This window comes from Janthinobacterium sp. 1_2014MBL_MicDiv (assembly GCF_001865675.1).
Lineage (GTDB): Bacteria > Pseudomonadota > Gammaproteobacteria > Burkholderiales > Burkholderiaceae_D > Janthinobacterium.
Genome location: NZ_CP011319.1, coordinates 3,786,634 through 3,806,418, shown reverse-complemented (window position 1 = coordinate 3,806,418; position 19,785 = coordinate 3,786,634). Strand labels below are relative to the sequence as shown.

The following is a 19,785-nucleotide window of genomic DNA, read 5'->3' as shown; positions in this document are numbered from 1 at the left end:
TCAGCCCTTCACGCCGCCAGCCGTCAGGCCGGAGATCATCCATTTTTGCGCCAGCAGGAAGACGGCCGTGATCGGCAAGCCGGACAGGATGGCCGCCGCCGCGAAGTCGCCCCACAGGTATTTTTGCTCGTACAGGAACAGTTTCGAGCCGACGGCCAGGGTCAGGTTGTTCTGTTCGTGCAGCAGCACGGAAGCGATCGGGTATTCGATGATGGCGCCGATGAAGGACAGCAGGAACACCACCATCAGAATGGGCACCGTCATCGGCAGCAGCACGTAGACGAAGGCTTGCCACTGCGTGGCGCCGTCGACCTTGGCCGCTTCCTCGATTTCGATGGGGATGGTCTGGTAATAGCCCTTGATGGTCCAGATATGCATGGCGATGCCGCCCGTGTAGGCCAGCACCAGGCTGCCGTGGTGGTCGATGCCCAGCCACGGCACATAGCTGCCCAGCAAGTCGAAGATGGCGTAGATGGCCACCAGGGCCAGCACGGCGGGAAACATCTGCAGCAGCATCAGCGCGGACAGGGTCTGCGACTTGAAGCGGAACTGCATGCGCGCGAACGCATACGCGCAGGTGGTCGACAGCAGCACGGTGACGGTGGCGCTCATGGTGGCCACCTTGATGGAATTCCATAGCCACAGCAGCACGGGGAAGTCCGGCTCGACCAGGGCGCCGTTGGCCGCCTGGTAAGACATGCCCAGCGCCAGGCGCCAGTGTTCGAAGCTGATTTCGGGCGGAATCAGGCTGCCCGAGGCGAAATTGCCGGGCCGCAGCGAAATCGACAGTATCATCAGGAAGGGGAACATCACCAGCGCGATCAGCGCGATCACGGCGGCATGGGCCGCCAGGATGCGCCAGCGGTTGGAACGGTCGACAACGATAGCCATGGTCTGTCCTTTATGCTTTGTTCATGCGCGTCAGGCGCATGTTGACCAGCGAAATCGCGGCCACGAGGAAGAAGATCAGGGTCGAGATGGCGGCGGCCAGGCCGAAGTTCTGGCCCGAATCCTCGAACGCGATGCGGTAGGTATACGACACCAGCAAGTCCGTCGTGCCGGCCGGCAGGGTCGTGTCGAGGAAATCGGGACGCCCGCCCGTCAGCAAGCTGATCAGTACGAAGTTGTTGAAATTGAAGCCCAGGCTGGCCACCATCAGCGGCGTCAGCGGCTTGATGATCAGCGGCAGGGTGATCTTGAAGAAATTCGTCAGCGGTCCCGCGCCGGCCAGGGCCGAGGCTTCGTACAGGTCCGACGGAATCGCCTTGATCAGGCCCATGCACACCACCATCATGTAGGGGTAGCCGAGCCAGGTATTGACGATCAGGATCATCGCCTTGGCCAGCGTGGTGTCCGAAAACCAGGCGGGCTTGATGCCGAACAGGGCGTCGAGCACGAGGTTGATTTCGCCAAAGTTGTTGTTGAACAAGCCCTTGAAGACGAGGATGGAAATGAAGCCGGGCACGGCGTACGGCAGGAACAGCAGGGTGCGGTACAGGCCGCGGAAGCGCAGCGCATCCCAGTTCAGCAGGACGGCCAAGACCATGCCCAGGCCCGTCGTGGTGGCCACGCTGATCAGGGCGAAGACGATGGTCCAGACGAAAATGCGCAGGAAGGGACCGCGGAAGGCTTCATCGGAGAAGATTTTCACGAAATTGGCGAAACCGACGTTGACCTTGAAACCCGGTTCCAGTTTCGTGCCGTCCGGCATTTCGTAGAACCCTGTCTTGAAGTTCGGCTTGACCAGTTCGCCCGTGGCGATCTTCTTCAGGGTCTTGTCCGGCAATTGCTTGTAGACGTGCGCGACGGGGCCGAATTCGCGCAAGCCCACCATGCGCAGCTCTATCCTGTTCGGCATGACCAGGGTCAGCAGCTTCAAGTCCTTTTGCAGGGCGATGATGTCCTTGATGGGCAGCGGCGCAGCCAGCACGGGCGCCTGCACGGGATCGAGCGGCGCCACTTCCACTTTCAGGGGCACGGCGCTCTTCAGGGCCAGCGGCGGCGTCAAGAGCACTTCGCCCGTGTCCGGGCTTTCCAGGCGCAGCCGGTATTCCTTGTCTTCGCGATGCACGGTCAGCGCATAGCCGGTGCTTTCCACGCGCTGCGTCTCGTCGAGCAGGTATTGCGTGGCCCGTTCATAGGTGAGCAGGTTGCGCGAGCTGAAATTGGTAAAGCCGATCGACACCGTGTACACGAGCGGCAGCAGCACGAAGACGATCACCGCCGTGATGCCGGGAAACAGGTAGCGGTAGGCGTAGGCGCGCGGCGACGTGAAGACGAACGTCGTCAGGGTCAGCAAGCCGAGGAAGACGGCGGCCAGCATGGTCTGGCCGGAGATGTACAACATGAAGAGCAGATACAGACCCAGCGCCATGCTGATGGTCAATACCGTAGGGCCGATAAACTTGCGCACGATGGGATACCTGTGAAGATGGAGTGATACGAGATGGCGTAGGTCGGATTGGCGGCTATGCTGCGTAATCCGACAACATTGTTGGCTGCTGGTGTCGGATTACGGCCCTTCGGGCCTAATCCGACCTACGCCTTGACCTGCTTAATTGGCGGTCGTGATCCGCTTCGCCGCCGCGTCCAGGCCTTCCTTGGTGCTCTGGCGGCCCTGCGTGATGTTTTCCAGCGCCGATTGCATCGATGACCAGAAGCGGCCCATTTCCGGGTTGTTCGGCATCGGGCGGCCCGCCTGCGCGCTTTCCATCGTGGCCTGGATGTTCGGGTTCGATTTCAACTCCGCGAACAGCACCTTGTTCGCTGGCGTGCCCAGCGGGACGTCGGCATTGATGGTTTTCAGGCCATTGATCTGCAGCATCTGGTTTTCCAGGAATTCCGTCGCCAGGTCCTTGTTCGGGCTGGCTTTCGAAATCATCGCGCCCAGCACGCCCACGAACGGCGTGGCCGTCTTGCCTGCCACGGTAGGAATCGTTGCCACGCCGAAGTTGATCTTCGACTTGCGCGCATTGTCCCACGACCATGGACCGTTGATCATCATGGCGATCTTGCCCTGGTTGAAGCCGGCTTCCATCTCGGCGTAGCCGGCGCCCTTCGGCATGGCGCCGCTGTTGATCAGGGCCATCAGCGCATTCACGCCCGCCTGCGAACCGGCGTTGTTGACGCCCGTCTTGGCCGCATCGTAGCGGCCGTCGCCCTTGACTTCAAACGGGAAGCCGCCGCCCGCGCCCAGCAGCGGCCACGTGAAATAGGTGTTGGTGTAGTCCCACAGGATGGCTTTCTTGCCCTGACCCGTCAGTTTCTTGTCCAGCGCGGCGATTTCCTCGAAGGTTTTCGGCGGATTCGGCACCAGGTCCTTGTTGTAGACGAGGGCGACGGCCTCGATCGACATCGGGTAGCCCCAGGTCTTGCCGCCGACCGTAAACGCGTTCCACGCCAGCGGCAGGATGGCGGCGCGCGCTTCCTTGCTTGGCGTCAATGGCTGCAGCAGGCCGGCGTCGATCCAGGTGCCGATGCGGTCATGCGGCCAGATCCAGATGTCCGGACCCTTGCCGGCGGCGGCCGCCTGCTGGAATTTGTTCGGCGCATCTTCCGGGTGCTCGACGACGACCTTGACGCCCGTCTTCTTGGTGAATTCTTCGCCAACCTTGGCCAGGCCCTTGTAGCCCTTGTCGCCATTGATCCAGATCAGGAGGGTGCCCGCTTCGGCCGCATTGGCCATGCCGACGGCGGCCAGGTTGCCGATGCCGGCCAGGGCGGCGGCGATCAGGGTGGTTTTGATAAAGCTGCGTTTCGGGTGTGTGATGGACATGTCGATCTCCAGTTGTATTTTTATGAGGTGTGTATCAAGGCTGAACCCATGTAACCAGGCCAGGCGGCGCCTGTAGCGCCTGGCCCGCAAAATTCAAGGCGTCAGGTACGGGTCTGGCCGTGCTCGTCGAACACGTGGACGCGGGCCGGGGCCACTTGCAGCGCCACCTGCTGGCCGATGGCCCAGTCCGTTTCCGCGTCGGCGCGCACCACCAGCGGCTCGTCGCCGCCAGGCACCTGCACATACAGGTAGCTGATGTCGCCCAGTTTTTCCACCGCCTGCACGCTGGCCGTGATGGCGGATGCGGCGCCGGGCGCGCACGCCTGCACGTGTTCGGGGCGCGCGCCGATGGTGACGGGCGTGCCGCTGGCCAATGGCTGCCTGAGCGCCGCCTGCAGCATGCCGCCGGCCGTCGTGGCGATCATGGCCACGCCGTCCGCATAGCTGTGGATCTTGCCTTTGAGGAAATTCATGCGCGGCGAACCGAGGAAGCCGGCCACGAACAGGTTGGCGGGGTGGTGGTACAGCTCGAGCGGTGCGCCCACCTGTTCGATGCGGCCCGCGTTGAGCACGACGATGCGGTCGGCCAGGGTCATCGCCTCGACCTGGTCATGCGTGACGTAGATCATCGTCGAGCGCAATTCGCGGTGCAGGTTCGCCAGTTCGATGCGCATCTGCACGCGCAGCGAGGCGTCGAGGTTGGACAGCGGTTCGTCGAACAGGAAGACGTCGGGCTTGCGCACGATGGCGCGGCCGATGGCCACGCGCTGGCGCTGGCCGCCCGACAAATCCTTGGGCTTGCGTTCCAGCAAAGGCTCGATGCGCAGGATCTGCGCGGCGCGCTGCACGGCGTCGGCGATCTGCACCTTGTTCATGCCGGCCAGCTTCAGGCCGAAGGCCATGTTTTGCGCCACGCTCATGTGCGGGTACAGCGCATAGCTCTGGAATACCATGGCGATGCCGCGCTTGGCAGGGGGGACGTCGTTCATGCGGGTCTTGCCGATGAATAAATCGCCGCCGCTGATTTCCTCGAGGCCACAGATACTGCGCAGCAAGGTGGACTTGCCGCAACCCGATGGGCCCACGAAGACCATGAATTCGCCGTCGGCGATCTCCAGGTCGATGCCGTGCAGGGTTTGCACGTCGCCATACGCTTTCTTCAGTCCTGCCAATTTCAGTCCAGCCATGTCGTCCTCATTCTCACTGAATGTGCCTGGCCCAATCTATTGCGCGTCGACATCTGCGGCTGGCGATGCTCGCTGTGCATTCGCACAGCTGCGCTTCTCAGCCACAACTTTCATCCGCCCGCGACGATCTTGCCAAGCACTGATACTCTGTTGTTCGTCCCCGCTGATGCGCGGGGCTCGTTATTGTAATTGGCGGCATGGCCGCCAAAGCCTGCGATTTACGCCAGCGTGCCGAACCAGCCGCCATGCGCGGGCAGGGTGATCTGGCTGCCTTGTTTGTTGCCTGGCAAGCCGTGGCCCGCCAGGCCGGCCGCTTGCGCCGCATCTGGCCAGGTGAACGTGACGGCGTCCGTGCCCAGGTTGAAGGCGGCCAGCACGGATGGGTGACCTGCCAGGTCGCGGCGGAAAGCCAGCACGGGTTCCGGCGCGTCGAAGAAGGCGATCTCGCCGCGCAGCAATTGCGGCTGCGTGCGGCGCCAGGCGAGGATGGCTTGCGCGAAACGCAGCGGCGAGGCGGCGTCGCGTTCTTCCACGTCGACGGCGCGCTGCAGGTGCTCGGGCGGCACGGGCAGCCAGGGTTTCGCTTCGCTGAAGCCGCCGTGCGGCGCATCGGCTACCCATGGCATCGGCGTGCGGCAGCCATCGCGGCCCTTGAACTGGGGCCAGAATGGGATGCCGTACGGGTCTTGCAGGGCTTCGAAGGGCAGGTCCGCTTCCGTCAGGGCCAGCTCGTCGCCCTGGTACAGGCACGGCGTGCCTTTCAGCGCGGCCTGCACGGCCAGCACCACCTTGGCCAAGGATGGCGACGGCTGCTCGCCGCCCCAGCGCGTCATGACGCGCACGCTGTCGTGGTTGCCCACGGACCAGGATGCCCAGCCGTCGGCCACTTTGGCCTCGAACTCTTCGACCTGCGTGCGGATATGCGCTGCCGAAAACTCCGCCGTCAGCAAGTTGAAGCTGTAGGCCATGTGCAGCTTGTCGCCGCCCGTGGTGTAGGCGGCCATGGTCGCCAGCGCATTGTCGTCGCCGACTTCGCCGATGGAAATGGCTTGATATTCGTCCAGCACGGCGCGCACGCGCTGCAGGTAGGCGATGTTTTCCGGCTGCGTCTTGTCGTACACATGCGACTGCATGCCGTACGGGTTGATGGCCGACACGCTGCTGGCGTCGCGCTGCGCGGCGGGCGGATTATTGCGCAGCTGCTGGTCGTGATACGGGAAGTTGCAGGAGTCGAAGCGGAAACCGTCGACGCCGCGCTCCAGCCAGAAACGCAGGTTGTCCAGCTGCGCCTGCTGCACGGCCGGGTTGTGGAAGTTCAAGTCGGGCTGGCTGGCGAGGAAGTCGTGCAGATAGTACTGGCCGCGGCGCGGCTCCCATTGCCAGGCCGAGCCGCCAAACACGGACAGCCAGTTGTTGGGCACCGTGCCATCGGGTTTCTGGTCGGCCCACACATACCAGTCGGCTTTCGGGTTGTCGCGGCTGGAGCGGCTTTCCACGAACCACGGGTGGTTGTCGGACGAGTGCGACAGCACCTGGTCGATCATCACTTTCAAGCCCAGTTCATGGGCGCGCGCCACCAGGCGGTCGAAATCGGCCAGGGTGCCAAACATGGGGTCGACGTCGCAGAAATCGGCCACGTCGTAGCCGAAGTCTTTCATCGGCGACGTGAAGAAGGGCGAGATCCAGACAATGTCGGCGCCCAGGGCGGCGATGTAGTCGAGTTTCGAGGTGATGCCAGGCAAGTCGCCGATGCCGTCGCCATTGCTGTCGAGGAAGCTGCGTGGATAGACCTGGTAGATGACGGCGCTGCGCCACCAGTCGGCTGGCAGGTGGGCGAGGTTGTTCTGGATGGTAGGCATGAATGATTTCTTAAAAGTGCCTGTAGCGTCAGCTATCAGGGCGCGCGCTGCTGGTTGGTCGGTGATCGTCTTATTTTAGAATTCAAAGCGCTTTGGGTGTGAAATGAGTATAGTTCAAAGCGCTTTGAAAAGTAAAGCGATACACGATACAGACATACGATTTTTTTATGGGGGTAATTCAGGAAGCGATGGCGGCGCCGCCGGCCAGGCGGCCGGCGGTGTGGGGGAGGGGCGGAAAACGCCTAGTTCGGCACGGGCCCGGCCGACTCGCCCGGCAGCAGTTCGCACGGCCACAGTTCCTGCAGCTCGGTGGCGGGCGTGCCGTCCATCAGGGCCAGCAGCATGTGGATCATCTTCGCGCCGGCGCCGCGCGGGTCGGGCTGGACGACGGTGGTGACGTTGTGGCCGGCCAGCGAATCCTCCATCACGCCCCAGACGATCAGCGACATGTCGCGGCCGATGGCGATGCCCGCGTCGAGCAGCGCGCGCACGGCGCCCACGCCCGACATGTGGTTGTCGACGATGACGGCGGTAGGGCGGGGCGAGCGCGCCAGCAGGCGCTGCATGGCCTGGTAGCCGGCGCGGCGGTCGTGCGCGTTGTCGACCAGGTTGTCGGGATCGACGGCCAGGCCGCCCGCCTGCATCGCTGCCTGGAAACTGTCGACGCGCTGGCGCACGAAGTTCAGGTCCGGCGTGGCGCTGATCAGGCCGATGCGCTGGTGACCCAGCGACGCCAGGCGCTCGACGGCCAGGCGCATGCCGGCTTCATTGTCGTAGTCGAACCAGGCGTGCGGCTGGTTCAGCTGCGTGCGGCCATGGGCGACGAAGGGCATGCCCTGCTGCGCCAGGTAGGCGATGCGCTCGTCGAACGGTTTTGTCCGTCCGACCACCAGGCCGTCGATGCGGCGCCCCTTGACCATGCGTTCATAGGTGTGGAATTCGTTGTTGGCCGACGCCGGCGCGATCATCATGTCCATCTGCTGCGCTTCCAGTGCTTCCGACATGCCGCCCACGATCTCGATGAACATGGGGTCGGCCAGGTCGTTCGGCATCAGCGGGTAGATGATGCCGACGATGTTGGTGCGTCCCACGGCCAGGCTGCGGGCCATGGGGTTGGGGCGGTAGCCGGCCGCCTGCGCGGCGGCCAGCACCCGTTCGCGCGTGCGTTCGCTCACTTCCGGATAGCCATTCAAGGCGCGGCTGACGGTGGTTTCGGAAATTCCTAGCGTTTTGGCGAGATTTTTGAGGTTCATGGATGCTGCAGTCGGGGTCTATCCTGGGTGAGTCTTGCCGCTGCCGGCATCCTGCCGGTGGGCGGAGGCGGTGCGGTGCGATGACGGGTAGTTTATCTGATAAATGCCGGAATGATCAGGGTCGTGACAGCCGGCGGCGGCGCCCAAAAAAATACGCGGGCAAACCCAGGGGCGCCCGCGCTAAAAGAGGATACTGCTGAATCACTACATTGAAGCTGCCGGCCATCGCGTGCAGCGGCGCGCTGGTGCATCCGGTTACTGCGTGCCCCTTTGAAAGCGGGCGGTGTTGCTGCCACTGGCAGACGCCCGCAGACGCCAGCCTGTGTTTGATGCCTCTGAACAAAGAGCGTCTGATAAAACGTTCAGGGCCAGGCGCAAGGGTGCTGACAGTACGCTAGTACGGCAAACCCTTGCTACGCCGCCATGGACGTTTTTCAGATGCTCTTACCACCAGCTTTCGACCTGGACGCCGACCGTGCTGCCATTGGTCTTGCCGCCAAACACGCCCGTCGACGACAGCGCCGTTTCCGCCGCGGCCGCGGACTGGGCCGCCTTGTTCCATTTGGCGTAGGTGTAGAAGGCGCGCAGCACGGGGCGCGACCAGAAGCTGTTGCCGGCCGACAGTTGCGGCGCGATGGTCAGCTTGGTCAGGTTGCGCGTCTTGTCGCCTTCCGGCTTGACGATGTCGTGGCCCAGTTCCACGGCCAGGCTGTAGTTGTCCGTGAAGTGGTAGACGGGACGCGCGCCGATCGACGTCCATTTGCTGCTGACGCCCGCCGTTTCCTTGTCTTCATAGACAAACGTCGCCATGCCCGACCAGGCGCCTTTCGGCTGGATCATCAGCTGTTCCGTCAGGCGCACGACCTTGTCATCCTTGCCGGCGCCCAGGCTGAAGCCGCCCGTGTTGGCGCCGCTGCCCTTGCCGAACTGCAAAGCCACCTTGTTGTAGCCGCCCAGCAGATTGCCTTGCGTATGCATGATGGTCAGCAAATGGCCGCTGGCAATCGGCGCGGCACCGTCCGCGTTGCGTTTCTGGTTGTATTGCACGCCCAGCGTCAGTTCGCCATCGGGGTTGACCTTGATGCCGGAGAAGCGCAGGTCGTGGGACAGGCCCATGCGCTTGCTGTCGCCGTCATCGGCCGTGCGCACGACGGCGTAGGCCAGCTTGGCCATGCCCAGGTCGATGTTTTCCAGGCCGGCGCCCGGACCGCTGTTGTTCCAGAAGTAGTAATCGGTGATGTGCACGTCCTGGCGGTCGTAATAGCGCTTGCCGACCCAGGCGCGCGCCTCGGCGAAGGCGCCCGTGCCGATCTTGTCGGCTACCACGTTCATTTCGCGCCAGGCCGGGTCCGCTTGTTCCCAGTCCTGGTTCTGGTTGACGGAAAACGCCACCAGGGTATTGATGCGGAAGGTGGTGCCGTTGGCCGCCTTGAAAGCTTCGCCGCCGAATTTCAGCTCGCCGTAGGTTTCGCACTCATTGCCCAGGCGATACTTGGACGAGGCGCCGGCCAGGCCGAAACAGGCTTCCTTGCCGCCTTCGCTGCTGGTGCCGAAGCCCGAGCGGATGTAGCCGCCGAAGTCGATTGGCAGGGCGGCCTGCGCGGTCGACGCGCTCAAGGTCATGACGACTGCGGCGGGCAAAGCCTTCAAGAAAAATTTGTTCATCGTGTCTCCAGTGTTTTTATAGGTTTATGACTGCAGGATCGGTGCGCAGCAATTCGCACAACCAAAGCGCTTTAATTTTGTTTCAAAGCGCTTTGAGTATAGTTCAAAGCGCTTTGATAAGTAAACTCGTTTTATCCTTGAAATCCTCGGCATGCCTTTGAAACCTGCTTGGTGTTGCGGGGAAGCATCAGGGAGGGGGGGCGGCGCGTTGGCGCCGCCGGGTCTTGCGGGAGGGGAGTCGTGCCGGGCGACGGCGCCTAGTTGGGCACTTTGCAGGCGGGCGCGGCGGCCGTGCTGGCCGCCGCATCGGCCGGATGGCGCAGGAAAGCCAGGATCAGCAGGGCCGAGGTTGTCGTAATGCTTGCCAGCACATACAGCAGGTGGCGGAAGGCCGTGCCGTACGCCTGCGCCAGGTCGGCGGCGCCCGCTTGCGGCAACAACTGGCCCGCATGGCGCAGTTCGCCCAGCGCCAGGAACGGCGCCGCCAATGCCGCCTGGTGAGGGACGATGCCGGGCACAGTGGCCAGCGCGGCCGCCGTCAGCGTGCCCAGCAGGGCGCTGACGATGGCCAGCGCCAGGCCTTCGCCGGCCACGCGCGTCGTATTGAAGATGCCGGCCGCCATGCCGGCCCGTTCCACGGGCACGACGCTGATGGCCAGGCCATCCATCAAGCCCCAGGGCAGGCTGATGCCGCAGCCGATCAGCAGCAGCGGTCCCAGCAGGGTGGCGGGCGCCTGGCCCGGCGCGCAGGCGGATAGCCACAGCAGGCCGCCTGCCGCCAGCAGCAGGCCGCTGGCGCAGATGTGCGCGGGGGCAATGCGCTGCGCCGCCATGCCGGCCAGGACAGGCAGCACCAGCATGGGCGCCGACAGGGCGATCATCATGCGTCCAGCGTCAAAGGCGCTGTAGCCTTCGATGCCGATGAAGCGGGCCGGCAGCAGCACCAGCAGCACGACGAAGGAAAAAGCGGGCGCGGCGGCCAGCAATTGCACGCCGGCAAAGGCGGGCAGGCGGAACAGCGACAGGTCAAGCATGGGGCGCGCGGCGCGCCGCTCGACGCGGATGAAGGCGGCCAGCAGCACGGCCGCGCCGCCGAGCAAGCCCAGGCTGGCGGCGCTGCCCCAGCCGCTATCGGGCGCCTGCAGCAAGCCATAGGTAAACAGCGACAGCGCGCCCGTAAACGTCAGCGCGCCGGGCCAGTCCACGCCCTGCGCCTGCGGGTTGCGCGACTCGCGCATGGCGCGCGCGGCGGCCAGCAGGGCGATCAGGCCCGCTCCCGCCGCCACGAGGAAGATGGCGCGCCAGCCCGTGCGGGCGATGAGCACGCCCGCGAGGAAGGGGCCGAAGGCGAGGCCCACGCCGAAGGCCGTGCCGATCAGGCTGAAGGCGCGCGCGCGGGCCGGGCCGTCGAATTCCTGCGCCAGCGCCGCCAGGCCGCTGGACAAGGCCATGGCGCAGCCCAGCCCCTGCGCGGCACGCAGCAGGTCCAGCAGCAGGATGCCGGGCGCAGCCGCCAGCGCCAGCGCGGCGGCGGAAAACACGCTCATGCCCAGCACAAACACGCGCTTGCGGCCGTAGCGGTCGGCCAGCGCGCCGGCCACCATCAGGCAGCCGCCAAAGCTGAGCATGAAGGCATTCGTGATCCACGCCAGCGCCAGGGGGCTGGCGTGCAGCTCGCCGGCGATGGCGGGAATGGCGATGGCCGGTCCCGTAAAACTGAGCGGCATGCATAGCGCGGCCAGGCAGACGGCGGCCAGCACGAGGGCGCGCCGGCGCGGGGAAGCCGCTTCGGCAAGGTGATTCGTATCCATGGGAGTGATTCCAGAAAGAGGGAATCTGATGATAATATGGACGCAATCAATGAAAAAGTGGCTGAAAATCCACTCATAACGGACAAAAAATCCTGAATAGGGGCGGAATGGATAATCTGAACGGCATTGCCGCCTTCGTGCGCGCGGCCGAAACCAGCAGTTACGTGGCTGCGGGCAGGCTGCTCGGCGTGTCGGCCTCGGCCGTGGGCAAGAGCGTGGCGCGGCTCGAGGAAAAGCTGGGCGTGCGACTGCTCAACCGCAGCACGCGGCGCATCAGCCTGAGCAACGAAGGCGCGCTGTTCTATGAGCGCTGCCAGCGCATCCTGGCCGATCTCGGTGATGCCGAAGCGGAACTGTCGCACCTGGCCGAGGCCCCGCGCGGCAAGCTCAAGGTCAGCCTGCCCGTGATCGGCTACCGCATCATCCTGCCCCTGCTGGCCGAGTTTACGCGGCGGTATCCGGAAATCGAACTCGACCTCGACTTCAATGACCGCCTGGTCGACGTGGTGGCCGAAGGCGTCGACGTGGCCGTGCGCAGCGGCACGCTCACCGATTCGCGGCTGATGGCGCGCGAACTGGGGCCCTTCGCCTTCGCCATCATCGGCGCGCCCGCGTATTTCGCCCGCCACGGCGTGCCGGCCACGCCGCGCGCGCTGGAACACCATGCCTGCGTGCGCTATAAATTTCCCACCACGGGCAAATTGCAGGAGTGGGCCGTGCAGCGCGCCGACGGCGACAGCGGCGGCGAACTGCGCCTGCCGACCGCCTTGACCTGCAATAATATCGAAGCGCTGATCGGCGCCGCCACGCAGGGCGTGGGCCTGGCCTACCTGCCGGATTTCATCGTGCGTGACGCCGTCGCGCGGGGCGAGCTGCAAGCCGTGCTATCGGAGTACCTGCTGCACTCCAGCAAGTTCTGGGTGCTGTGGCCATCGAGCCGCCACCTGTCGCCGAAAATCCGCGTGTTTGTTGACCATCTGTGTACCCACCTGCATTTTTCCGCCCCCCCTCCCGTACGCTGACGGGCTCGGCAGCCGCCGTGGCGGCCGGTTGAGGAATATTCCTACTCAAAAGAGATTTTTCCTAACGTTGCAGAATTTTTATTTGCTGCGACGCACCACGCTATGCCGCGCAGCATCAGCTTATGCCCTTCCTGAATACCGGTTATGCGTTATCTAAATTGCCATGTGGAATTTATTTATGTTAATTTCATATCTGTTTCTGCAACATTGCATGTGTTCGATGGTTGCGGGAACATGGACATGAATAGGCGTAATAAGCGTGTAGTAACCAACAATTAGGGGCGCGAGCCCTGTTCCGCTCAGGGAGTGTGCATGAAGACAGTAACGACGACGCCGCCAAATCCGGCGCCAGCCGCCACGCAAAAACCGGCCCGCAAGACGGGCTTGCTGCTCGGTGGCGGCGCACCAAATTCAACCCTGATCGCGGGCGCGCTGGCCGCGTTTCTCGACGAAGGCATCGAATTCGACGTCATCTCCGCCTCCGGCGCCGGTGTGTTGATGGGCTTGCTCTACACGACGCCGCACGACGCGACGCCGCGCCAGGCGCTGCAGAGCTGGGCCGACACGGGCGTGGCCGACAGCATCTACAAGATGATCCCGATCAACTACAAGGTGTTCCAGAAGCCGGGCATGCACGCGAGCACTTTCCGTGACGCCTTCCAGGCGCCGGCCAACAATCCATTTTTTCAGGCGTTCAAGCAAACGTTTGCGGGCGTGCCGACCGCGTGGTCGGACTGGGGCAAGCTGATGGTGTCGTCGCTGTCGCCGTCCGACCTGTCGGCGAAGAGCCTGGGCCTGTGCGCGCACCTGCCGTTCCTGGAAAAAGCCGTGGATTTCTCGGGCGTGGCCCAGATGCGCCCCGATTTCTACATCAATGCCTACAACCTCAGCGCGCACCGCATGCAAATCTGGGGCAAGCACGAGATCGAGCCTATCCACGTGCGCGCGGCGCTGTCGTTTCCCTTCCTGTATGCGCCGACGACCATCGCGGGCGACGACTACATCGAGGGCGCGGCCCTCGATACGCTCAATTTCGACCCGTTTATCGAAGGCAAGGGCGAACATGCTGACGCCGACACCCTGGTGATCCTCGACATCCTCGGCGACGAGCGCCTGCTGCGCAAGCCGCGCAACCTGTACGACGCCTGGGTGCGCTCCATCATCACGCCGCTGGTGAAGATTTCCAAGAGCGAACTGCGCTTGTTCGAACTCGAGCACAACACGGATGCGCGCACGGGCCAGCCCAAGCGGCGCCTGCTGAAACTCGATTTGATGGACGGCATACCCGAGCAGCACTGGCCCGACACGCTGGACTGGTCCAGTTCGAACATGCAATTGCTGTTCGACGTGGGCCACAAGGCGGGCCTGGCGTTTTGCCGCCAGCATGGCGACTTGCTGCGCCGTACGCCAGACGCCGCGCCGCTGGCGGCGTAAGACCGGTTCCACCCGATTTTTTCCGGCCACCTGATCGGCAGCTTTCCTGTCCCGCCTGGCGCCGCCAGGTTGCCTTTTTACTGTGAAGCCATTATGAATATTACCAAGCAATTAATCCTGACCCTCGCCATCGCCTTGCTGGCCCTGCTGGTGCTGGGTGCCGGCGGCGCCATGCAGCTGCAGCGCGCCCAGGAACGTTTCGACACCGTGCAAAATCGCATCATTCCCAGCATCCAGGGCTTGAATGCCGCCAAGGGTTTCCTGGCCGACTCGCGCCTGGCCGGCTACCGCCTGTCCGTATTTTCGAACCTGGCCGACAAGACGGCGCTGGACAAGGCCGTGGCCGACGCCAACAGCAATTTCGACAAGGTCATCGCCACTTACCGCGCCGAGCGCCTGTACGACGCGACGGACAGCAAGATGCTCGACGCCGACCAGGCCGCCATGGAAGCGTACCGCCGCGCGCTGGCGCCATTCTTTGCCGCCGCCTACGCGGGCGACATGGATGGCGTGCGCGCCACCTTGCTCGCCGGCACGCCACTGGCCATCACGGCTGCCGCCGCCAAGAAAAGCATGGATGACCATATCGCCTACAACAACAAGCTGGTCGACGACGTGAAGGCCGAAAGCCTGGCCGCCTACGACACGGCCTTCAACACCATGCTGGCCGTGCTGGGCGTGGCCGTGCTGCTGACGGGCGCGCTGGCCTGGCATATCTACCGCACCATCAGCGGCGGCCTGGGCAATATCGAACATACCCTGGAGCGCGTCAGCGCCTCGCTGGACCTGTCCGCCGCCATGCCCGTCGAGCGCATGGATGAGGTGGGCCGCACGGCCACCGCGTTCAATAAATTCCTCGAGCGCATCGTCGGCGTGATCGCCACCGTGCGCACCTCGGCCGATACGGTCAGCGTGGCGGCCGCGCAGATTTCCGCCGGCAACGCGGACTTGTCCGTGCGCACCGAGCAGCAGGCATCGTCCCTGGAAGAAACGGCATCGAGCCTGGAAGAGCTGACGTCGGCCGTGCGCCAGAATACGGACAATGCGCGCCAGGCCAACTCGCTGGCCGTGTCCGCCTCGGACGTGGCGCGCAAGGGTGGCGCCGTGGTGGCGCAAGTGGTGGGCACGATGGGCTCGATCAACGAATCGGCGAAGAAGATCGCCGACATTATCGGCGTGATCGACGGCATTGCCTTCCAAACCAATATTTTGGCGTTGAATGCGGCAGTGGAAGCGGCCCGTGCGGGCGAGCAGGGCCGTGGCTTCGCCGTGGTGGCTACCGAGGTGCGCAATCTGGCCCAGCGTTCGGCGGCGGCGGCCAAGGAAATCAAGGGCTTGATCGAGGATTCGGTCGAGAAAGTCAATACGGGCAGCGTGCTGGTCGACCAGGCAGGTGCCACGATGGAAGAAATCGTCGCCAGCATCCGCCGCGTGACGGACATCATGGGCGACATCGCCAATGCCAGCCATGAGCAGAGCGCCGGCATCGAGCAGGTGAACCAGGCCATTTCCCAGATGGATCAAGTTACCCAGCAAAACGCGGCCCTGGTGGAGGAGGCGGCCGCGGCCGCATCTTCGCTGCAAGAGCGCGCCGTCGAACTGGTCGACGTGGTGGCCGTGTTCCGCCTGCGCGGCGATGCCCAAGGGAAAGCATTGAAAGTGGCGGGCGGCTTGCCGGCCCCGGCGGCGGCCGCCAGCCGGCGGCTGGCGTTGCCCGGCCGCAGCGCCCGGGCTTAAACATGGCAAAAACCCCGGCATGCCGGGGTTTTTCTTTTGCCGTGGTGCTGTCAAATGTGGGCGCGCTGCCAGCGTTGCCTTCAGTGAGTCTTCAGGCAAATGCCCAAGTCCGGCGCCGGATAGCGGGCAGCCGGGCATGCGGCAGGCATCTGTTGGATGAGGTCAGGAGCGCTTCAACTGGCCGATAACGCTGGCCACCTTGGCGGTAATCATGTCGACCGCAGGGCCATTGGCGCCATGCGGCAAGATGACATCGGCATTGCGCTTGGTTGGCTCGATGAATTGCTTGTGCATCGGGCGGACTGTTTCCAGATATTGCTCGATGACGCTTTCCACCGAGCGGCCGCGTTCGGTAATGTCCCTTTGCATGCGGCGGATGAAGCGGACGTCGGAGGCGGTGTCGACAAAGATCTTCAGCGACATCATGTCGCGCAAGTCCTCGTCATACAAGGCAAACAGGCCTTCGATCACGATCACGGGGGCGGGCTTGACGGGAATGGTCCTGCTGGAGCGGTTGTGCAGCGTGAAGTCGTACTCCGGCATCTCGATCGCTTCGCCGTTGCGCAAGGCCTGGATGTGCTGCACCAGCAATGGCCACTCGAAGGCCTGCGGATGATCGTAATTCTGCTGGCGGCGAACTTCCGGGCTGAGATGGGTCTGGTCGCAATAGTAGTCGTCCTGCATCACGACCGAGACCATGTCGGCGCCAAACGACGCGAGTACCTGCTGGGAGACTGTAGATTTGCCACTGCCGCTTCCGCCAGCGACACCAATGATAAATGGTTGGAAAGGAATATTATTCATGCCGAATGATACCGGAAACGCGGGCGGACCGACAGGGGCCGGCTGCAGTCTTGATGCAGCCTTGTCTGCGATAAGGGCCAGCGTGGCAGCACAATGCAATTGTATTGATCTGGCAAGAAAATAACAGTGTATCCTGTAATCGCGGCACGTATTTTCTGCCGGAGCAAGGAAAAGCAGCGGCATTGCCAGGTATGCCATCGTTGGACTGATAATTGTCAGGGATCGCCTGCCGGCATGCAAGCCCTGCAGCCGGAGCCAGGCAGCCAGGCCTTGCGCGGTGCCGGCCCGGCGGCCCGTAACGTTGATTAAAATGATAGGGAGATTCCCCAATTGACGCATATTGAAGAAAGCATCCACATTGCCGTGCCATCCACGGTCATCGATCAGGTTTGGAGCGAGGTCGACCGATGGCACCTGTGGGATCCGGATACAAAGCAAGCGCGGCTCAATGGGCCATTTGCCGTCGGCACGCGTGGCCGCATCGTTCCCAGCAAGGGGATGGGCATTCCGATGGTGGTCACGGAGCGCTCCGCAGGCCGTTCGTTCACTGTCGAAGGCTACATCCCCCTGTTCCGCATACACTTCGAGCACACGGTGGCCACGGTGGATGGCGGATCGCTCGTCGCTCACCGCGTGTGGTTCACTGGAGCCCTTGCCTTTCTGTTCGGGCCAGGGGTTGCCAGGCAGGTTAGGGAAGGACTTCCCAAGACCATGCGCTCGCTGAAAGCCTACGCCGAGAAACGCGACGCCCAGTCATGACGCCTGATCTTGCATGGCCGTGCACTGCTGCATAGCCACATTTTCAGGCGCGGCTTTTTCCCTGTGGATGGGGGACGGCACGTCATAGTTAGCTGCTCTTCGTCAATTCCTTGCAAAGCAGCGCGTCAAATTAACGTGCCGTTCCCGTCATGATGGAATACAATTCTTGCGTGGCAGCCAGCTTGCCTGGCAAGGCCGGGCACGGCGTCACGCTTTGATCCTGGAAAGATGTTGGCTTATGACTCTGCAGTTCCCTTTGCCGAATGTGTCCCTTGCGCCCCGCGCGCCATCCACGCTCCGCATTTCACGCAAGCCCCTCGTTTCCCTGTTCGCCCTGACGTTTTCGTGCTTGCTGGCCGCGACGCCGGCCATGGCGGCCGCGCCTGCCGGCGACAAGGTCATGCTGGAAGAGCTGACCAGCACGGAATTGCGCAGCCGCATCGACCATGGCGCCACCACCGTGCTGATACCGATAGGCGGCGTCGAGCAGAGCGGTCCCTACATCGCCCTGGGCAAGCACAATGTGCGCGCCGGCCTGCTGGCGCGCCAGATCGCGCAAAAGCTCGGCAATACCATCGTCGCGCCCGTCGTTTCCTACGTGCCGGAAGGGGCGATTTCCCCGCCGGCCGGCCACATGCGCCATGCCGGCACGCTGTCGATTCCGCCCGCCGCCTTCGAGGCCGTGCTGGAAGGCGCGGCGGCCAGCCTGCGCCAGCATGGTTTCCGCGACATCATTTTCCTCGGCGACCACGGCGGTTACCAGAAGAACGAGCAGAACGTGGCGAATAAGCTCAACCGTGCCTGGGGCAAGACGGCCGGCGCCAACGCGGCGCGCGCCTACGCCTTGCTCGATTACTATGACATCACGCAAACGGCCTACATTGCCGAGCTGCAAAAGCGCGGCCATAGCAGTGCCGAGATCGGCTTGCATGCGGGCCTGGCGGATGCGGCGCTGATGCTGGCGACGGATCCGTCGCTCGTGCGCAGCGAGGCCATGGCCCATGGGCCGAAGCCGGGCGTGGCCGATGGCGTGCGCGGCGATGCCACGCGTGCTACGGCAGAGCTGGGCCAGATTGGCGTCAAGCTGCAGGTGGACACCTCGGTGGCGGCTATCAGGCAACTGCTGCAACGCAATAAATAATCTTCCGCTGGAAGTGTTGAACTTCCGGCTTTTGCAACGAAAAGACGCGAACTTACATGAAAAAATCTCAACGACGCACCATTGTTACCCTGTCCGCCCTGGCTGCCGCACTGGCAGGCCTGGGTGTGGCCAGCCAGGTCACCGGCGCCAGTACGCCGGCCCCGGCGGCAGTCGCCCCCGCCGCCGCGTATTCGCCGCTGCCGGGCATGCCGCCGCTGGTCGACCCGAAAAACGTGTATGGCAGCATTGCCAGCAGCAATATGAATCCCGTCGTCAAGGATCATTTGCGCCGTGTCTACGTGCCCAACCTGCGCTCGAACGATGTCTACGTGATCGACCAGGAGACCCTGAAAGTGGTCGACAAGTTCAAGGTCGGCAGCGGCCCGCAGCACGTCGTGCCGTCGTGGGACTTGCGCACGCTGTGGGTGGCGAATAACGCCGAGCGCACGGACAAGGGCAGCCTGACGCCGATCGACCCGCTGACGGGCAAGCCGGGCAAGGAAGTGCCCGTGGACGATCCGTATAATATGTACTACACGCCGGACGGCAAGTCGGCCATCGTCGTGGCCGAGGCGCGCCACCGCCTCGATTTCCGCGATCCAAAGACCATGGCCGTGCAGTATTCGATCGACACGCCCCAGTGCGGCGGCATCAACCATGCCGACTTCTCGAACGACGGCCGCTACGCCATGTTCACCTGCGAGTTCGACGGCACCATCGCCAAGATCGACCTGGTGGGGCGCAAGGTCGACGGCTACCTGAAATTGCAGATGCCGGCCAAGCGCTTTGCCGAATCCGGCCCCGTGGGCGGCCCGGCGAACGAGATCTGCAGCGTCAAGAAGGGCATGCCGCAAGACATACGCATCTCGCCGGACGGCAAGAAATTCTATATCGCCGACATGGACGCCGACGGCGTGCACATCGTCGATGGCGCCACCCTGAAGGAAATCGGCTTCATCCAGACGGGCGTGGGCGCGCATGGCCTGTATCCCAGCCGTGACGGTAAAAAGTTATACGTGGCCAACCGCGGCACGCACCGCATCCATGGCAAGCCGAAGGGCAAGGGCAGCGTCAGCGTGATCGATTTCGCCACGGAAAAAGTCGTGTCGAACTGGCCGATTCCCGGCGGCGGCAGTCCCGACATGGGTAACGTGAGCGCCGATGGCAAGTATCTGTGGCTGTCGGGCCGTTTCGACGATGTGGTTTACCGCATCGATACGGGCAATGGCGACGTGGCGAAAGTGAAAGTGGGGCAGGAGCCGCACGGCCTGACCGTGTGGCCGCAGCCGGGCCGCTATTCGCTCGGTCATACGGGCAACCTGCGCTAGTCGCTGCCGC

15 protein-coding genes are annotated in these 19,785 nt (G+C 63.6%); 6 read left to right on the top strand and 9 right to left on the bottom strand.

Annotated features, from left to right (window positions below; all coding sequences use genetic code 11):
* The 8 genes from malG to YQ44_RS16430 all read right to left on the bottom strand — a co-directional run bounded on the left by malG (window position 1) and on the right by YQ44_RS16430 (window position 11,550).
* A complete protein-coding gene (malG, locus tag YQ44_RS16465) occupies window positions 1–891 on the bottom strand; it encodes a maltose ABC transporter permease MalG (protein WP_071324315.1) in 891 nt (296 codons plus the stop codon).
* 10 nt (window positions 892–901) lie between these two features.
* Window positions 902–2,413: a maltose ABC transporter permease MalF gene (gene malF, locus YQ44_RS16460; RefSeq protein WP_083411899.1), complete on the bottom strand. Its 1,512-nt coding sequence runs from the start codon at window positions 2,411–2,413 to the stop codon at window positions 902–904.
* A 141-nt stretch (window positions 2,414–2,554) separates the two neighbouring features.
* On the bottom strand, window positions 2,555–3,775 hold the full coding sequence (gene malE, locus YQ44_RS16455; protein WP_083411898.1) for a maltose/maltodextrin ABC transporter substrate-binding protein MalE: 1,221 nt from the start codon (window positions 3,773–3,775) through the stop codon (window positions 2,555–2,557).
* 101 nt (window positions 3,776–3,876) lie between these two features.
* Window positions 3,877–4,962: an ABC transporter ATP-binding protein gene (locus YQ44_RS16450; RefSeq protein WP_071324314.1), complete on the bottom strand. Its 1,086-nt coding sequence runs from the start codon at window positions 4,960–4,962 to the stop codon at window positions 3,877–3,879.
* Window positions 4,963–5,180: 218 nt separating this feature from the next.
* A complete protein-coding gene (locus YQ44_RS16445) occupies window positions 5,181–6,821 on the bottom strand; it encodes an alpha-amylase family glycosyl hydrolase (protein ID WP_071324313.1) in 1,641 nt (546 codons plus the stop codon).
* Window positions 6,822–7,063: 242 nt separating this feature from the next.
* A complete protein-coding gene (locus YQ44_RS16440) occupies window positions 7,064–8,074 on the bottom strand; it encodes a substrate-binding domain-containing protein (protein ID WP_071324312.1) in 1,011 nt (336 codons plus the stop codon).
* A 444-nt stretch (window positions 8,075–8,518) separates the two neighbouring features.
* A complete protein-coding gene (locus YQ44_RS16435) occupies window positions 8,519–9,739 on the bottom strand; it encodes a maltoporin (RefSeq protein WP_071324311.1) in 1,221 nt (406 codons plus the stop codon).
* 257 nt (window positions 9,740–9,996) lie between these two features.
* Window positions 9,997–11,550, bottom strand: a complete 1,554-nt coding sequence (locus YQ44_RS16430; protein WP_071324310.1) for an MFS transporter — start codon at window positions 11,548–11,550, stop codon at window positions 9,997–9,999.
* 107 nt (window positions 11,551–11,657) lie between these two features.
* Here YQ44_RS16430 and YQ44_RS16425 point away from each other — a divergent pair, with 107 nt between their 5' ends.
* The 3 genes from YQ44_RS16425 to YQ44_RS16415 all read left to right on the top strand — a co-directional run bounded on the left by YQ44_RS16425 (window position 11,658) and on the right by YQ44_RS16415 (window position 15,743).
* Entirely contained in the window at window positions 11,658–12,572 is a 915-nt protein-coding gene (locus YQ44_RS16425; protein WP_071324309.1) for a LysR family transcriptional regulator, read from the top strand.
* A gap of 312 nt (window positions 12,573–12,884) precedes the next feature.
* Window positions 12,885–14,006, top strand: a complete 1,122-nt coding sequence (locus YQ44_RS16420; protein WP_071324308.1) for a patatin-like phospholipase family protein — start codon at window positions 12,885–12,887, stop codon at window positions 14,004–14,006.
* A gap of 93 nt (window positions 14,007–14,099) precedes the next feature.
* Window positions 14,100–15,743: a methyl-accepting chemotaxis protein gene (locus tag YQ44_RS16415; RefSeq protein WP_071324307.1), complete on the top strand. Its 1,644-nt coding sequence runs from the start codon at window positions 14,100–14,102 to the stop codon at window positions 15,741–15,743.
* 162 nt (window positions 15,744–15,905) lie between these two features.
* Here YQ44_RS16415 and udk read toward each other — a convergent pair whose 3' ends face one another.
* The gene (gene udk / locus YQ44_RS29570) at window positions 15,906–16,904 is read right to left on the bottom strand and encodes a uridine kinase (protein WP_232250922.1); all 999 of its coding nucleotides are present in this window, start codon (window positions 16,902–16,904) and stop codon (window positions 15,906–15,908) included.
* Between udk and YQ44_RS16405 the strand changes: the two genes are divergently transcribed.
* From YQ44_RS16405 to YQ44_RS16395, 3 genes are all read left to right on the top strand, one after another.
* Window positions 16,878–17,306 carry an SRPBCC family protein gene (locus YQ44_RS16405; RefSeq protein ID WP_071324305.1) on the top strand — a complete coding sequence of 143 codons (429 nt, stop codon included), beginning with the start codon at window positions 16,878–16,880 and terminating at the stop codon, window positions 17,304–17,306. The genes udk and YQ44_RS16405 overlap by 27 nt on opposite strands.
* Before the next feature lie 238 nt (window positions 17,307–17,544).
* Window positions 17,545–18,447 carry a creatininase family protein gene (locus YQ44_RS16400; RefSeq protein ID WP_335589224.1) on the top strand — a complete coding sequence of 301 codons (903 nt, stop codon included), beginning with the start codon at window positions 17,545–17,547 and terminating at the stop codon, window positions 18,445–18,447.
* A gap of 56 nt (window positions 18,448–18,503) precedes the next feature.
* Window positions 18,504–19,775, top strand: coding sequence for a YVTN family beta-propeller repeat protein (locus tag YQ44_RS16395; RefSeq protein WP_071324304.1), 1,272 nt, complete (start codon window positions 18,504–18,506; stop codon window positions 19,773–19,775).
* The last annotated feature ends 10 nt before the right edge of the window (window positions 19,776–19,785 follow it).

Excerpts from the sequence above, each read along its gene's own strand:
- malG (WP_071324315.1), bottom strand. The coding sequence starts at position 891 with ATGGCTATCGTTGTCGACCGTTCCAACCGCTGGCGCATCCTGGCGGCC.
- malE (WP_083411898.1), bottom strand. The coding sequence starts at position 3,775 with ATGTCCATCACACACCCGAAACGCAGCTTTATCAAAACCACCCTGATC.
- YQ44_RS16450 (WP_071324314.1), bottom strand. The coding sequence starts at position 4,962 with ATGGCTGGACTGAAATTGGCAGGACTGAAGAAAGCGTATGGCGACGTG.
- YQ44_RS16445 (WP_071324313.1), bottom strand. The coding sequence starts at position 6,821 with ATGCCTACCATCCAGAACAACCTCGCCCACCTGCCAGCCGACTGGTGG.
- YQ44_RS16440 (WP_071324312.1), bottom strand. The coding sequence starts at position 8,074 with ATGAACCTCAAAAATCTCGCCAAAACGCTAGGAATTTCCGAAACCACC.
- YQ44_RS16435 (WP_071324311.1), bottom strand. The coding sequence starts at position 9,739 with ATGAACAAATTTTTCTTGAAGGCTTTGCCCGCCGCAGTCGTCATGACC.
- YQ44_RS16430 (WP_071324310.1), bottom strand. The coding sequence starts at position 11,550 with ATGGATACGAATCACCTTGCCGAAGCGGCTTCCCCGCGCCGGCGCGCC.
- YQ44_RS16425 (WP_071324309.1), top strand. The coding sequence starts at position 11,658 with ATGGATAATCTGAACGGCATTGCCGCCTTCGTGCGCGCGGCCGAAACC.
- YQ44_RS16420 (WP_071324308.1), top strand. The coding sequence starts at position 12,885 with ATGAAGACAGTAACGACGACGCCGCCAAATCCGGCGCCAGCCGCCACG.
- YQ44_RS16415 (WP_071324307.1), top strand. The coding sequence starts at position 14,100 with ATGAATATTACCAAGCAATTAATCCTGACCCTCGCCATCGCCTTGCTG.
- YQ44_RS16400 (WP_335589224.1), top strand. The coding sequence starts at position 17,545 with ATGACTCTGCAGTTCCCTTTGCCGAATGTGTCCCTTGCGCCCCGCGCG.
- YQ44_RS16395 (WP_071324304.1), top strand. The coding sequence starts at position 18,504 with ATGAAAAAATCTCAACGACGCACCATTGTTACCCTGTCCGCCCTGGCT.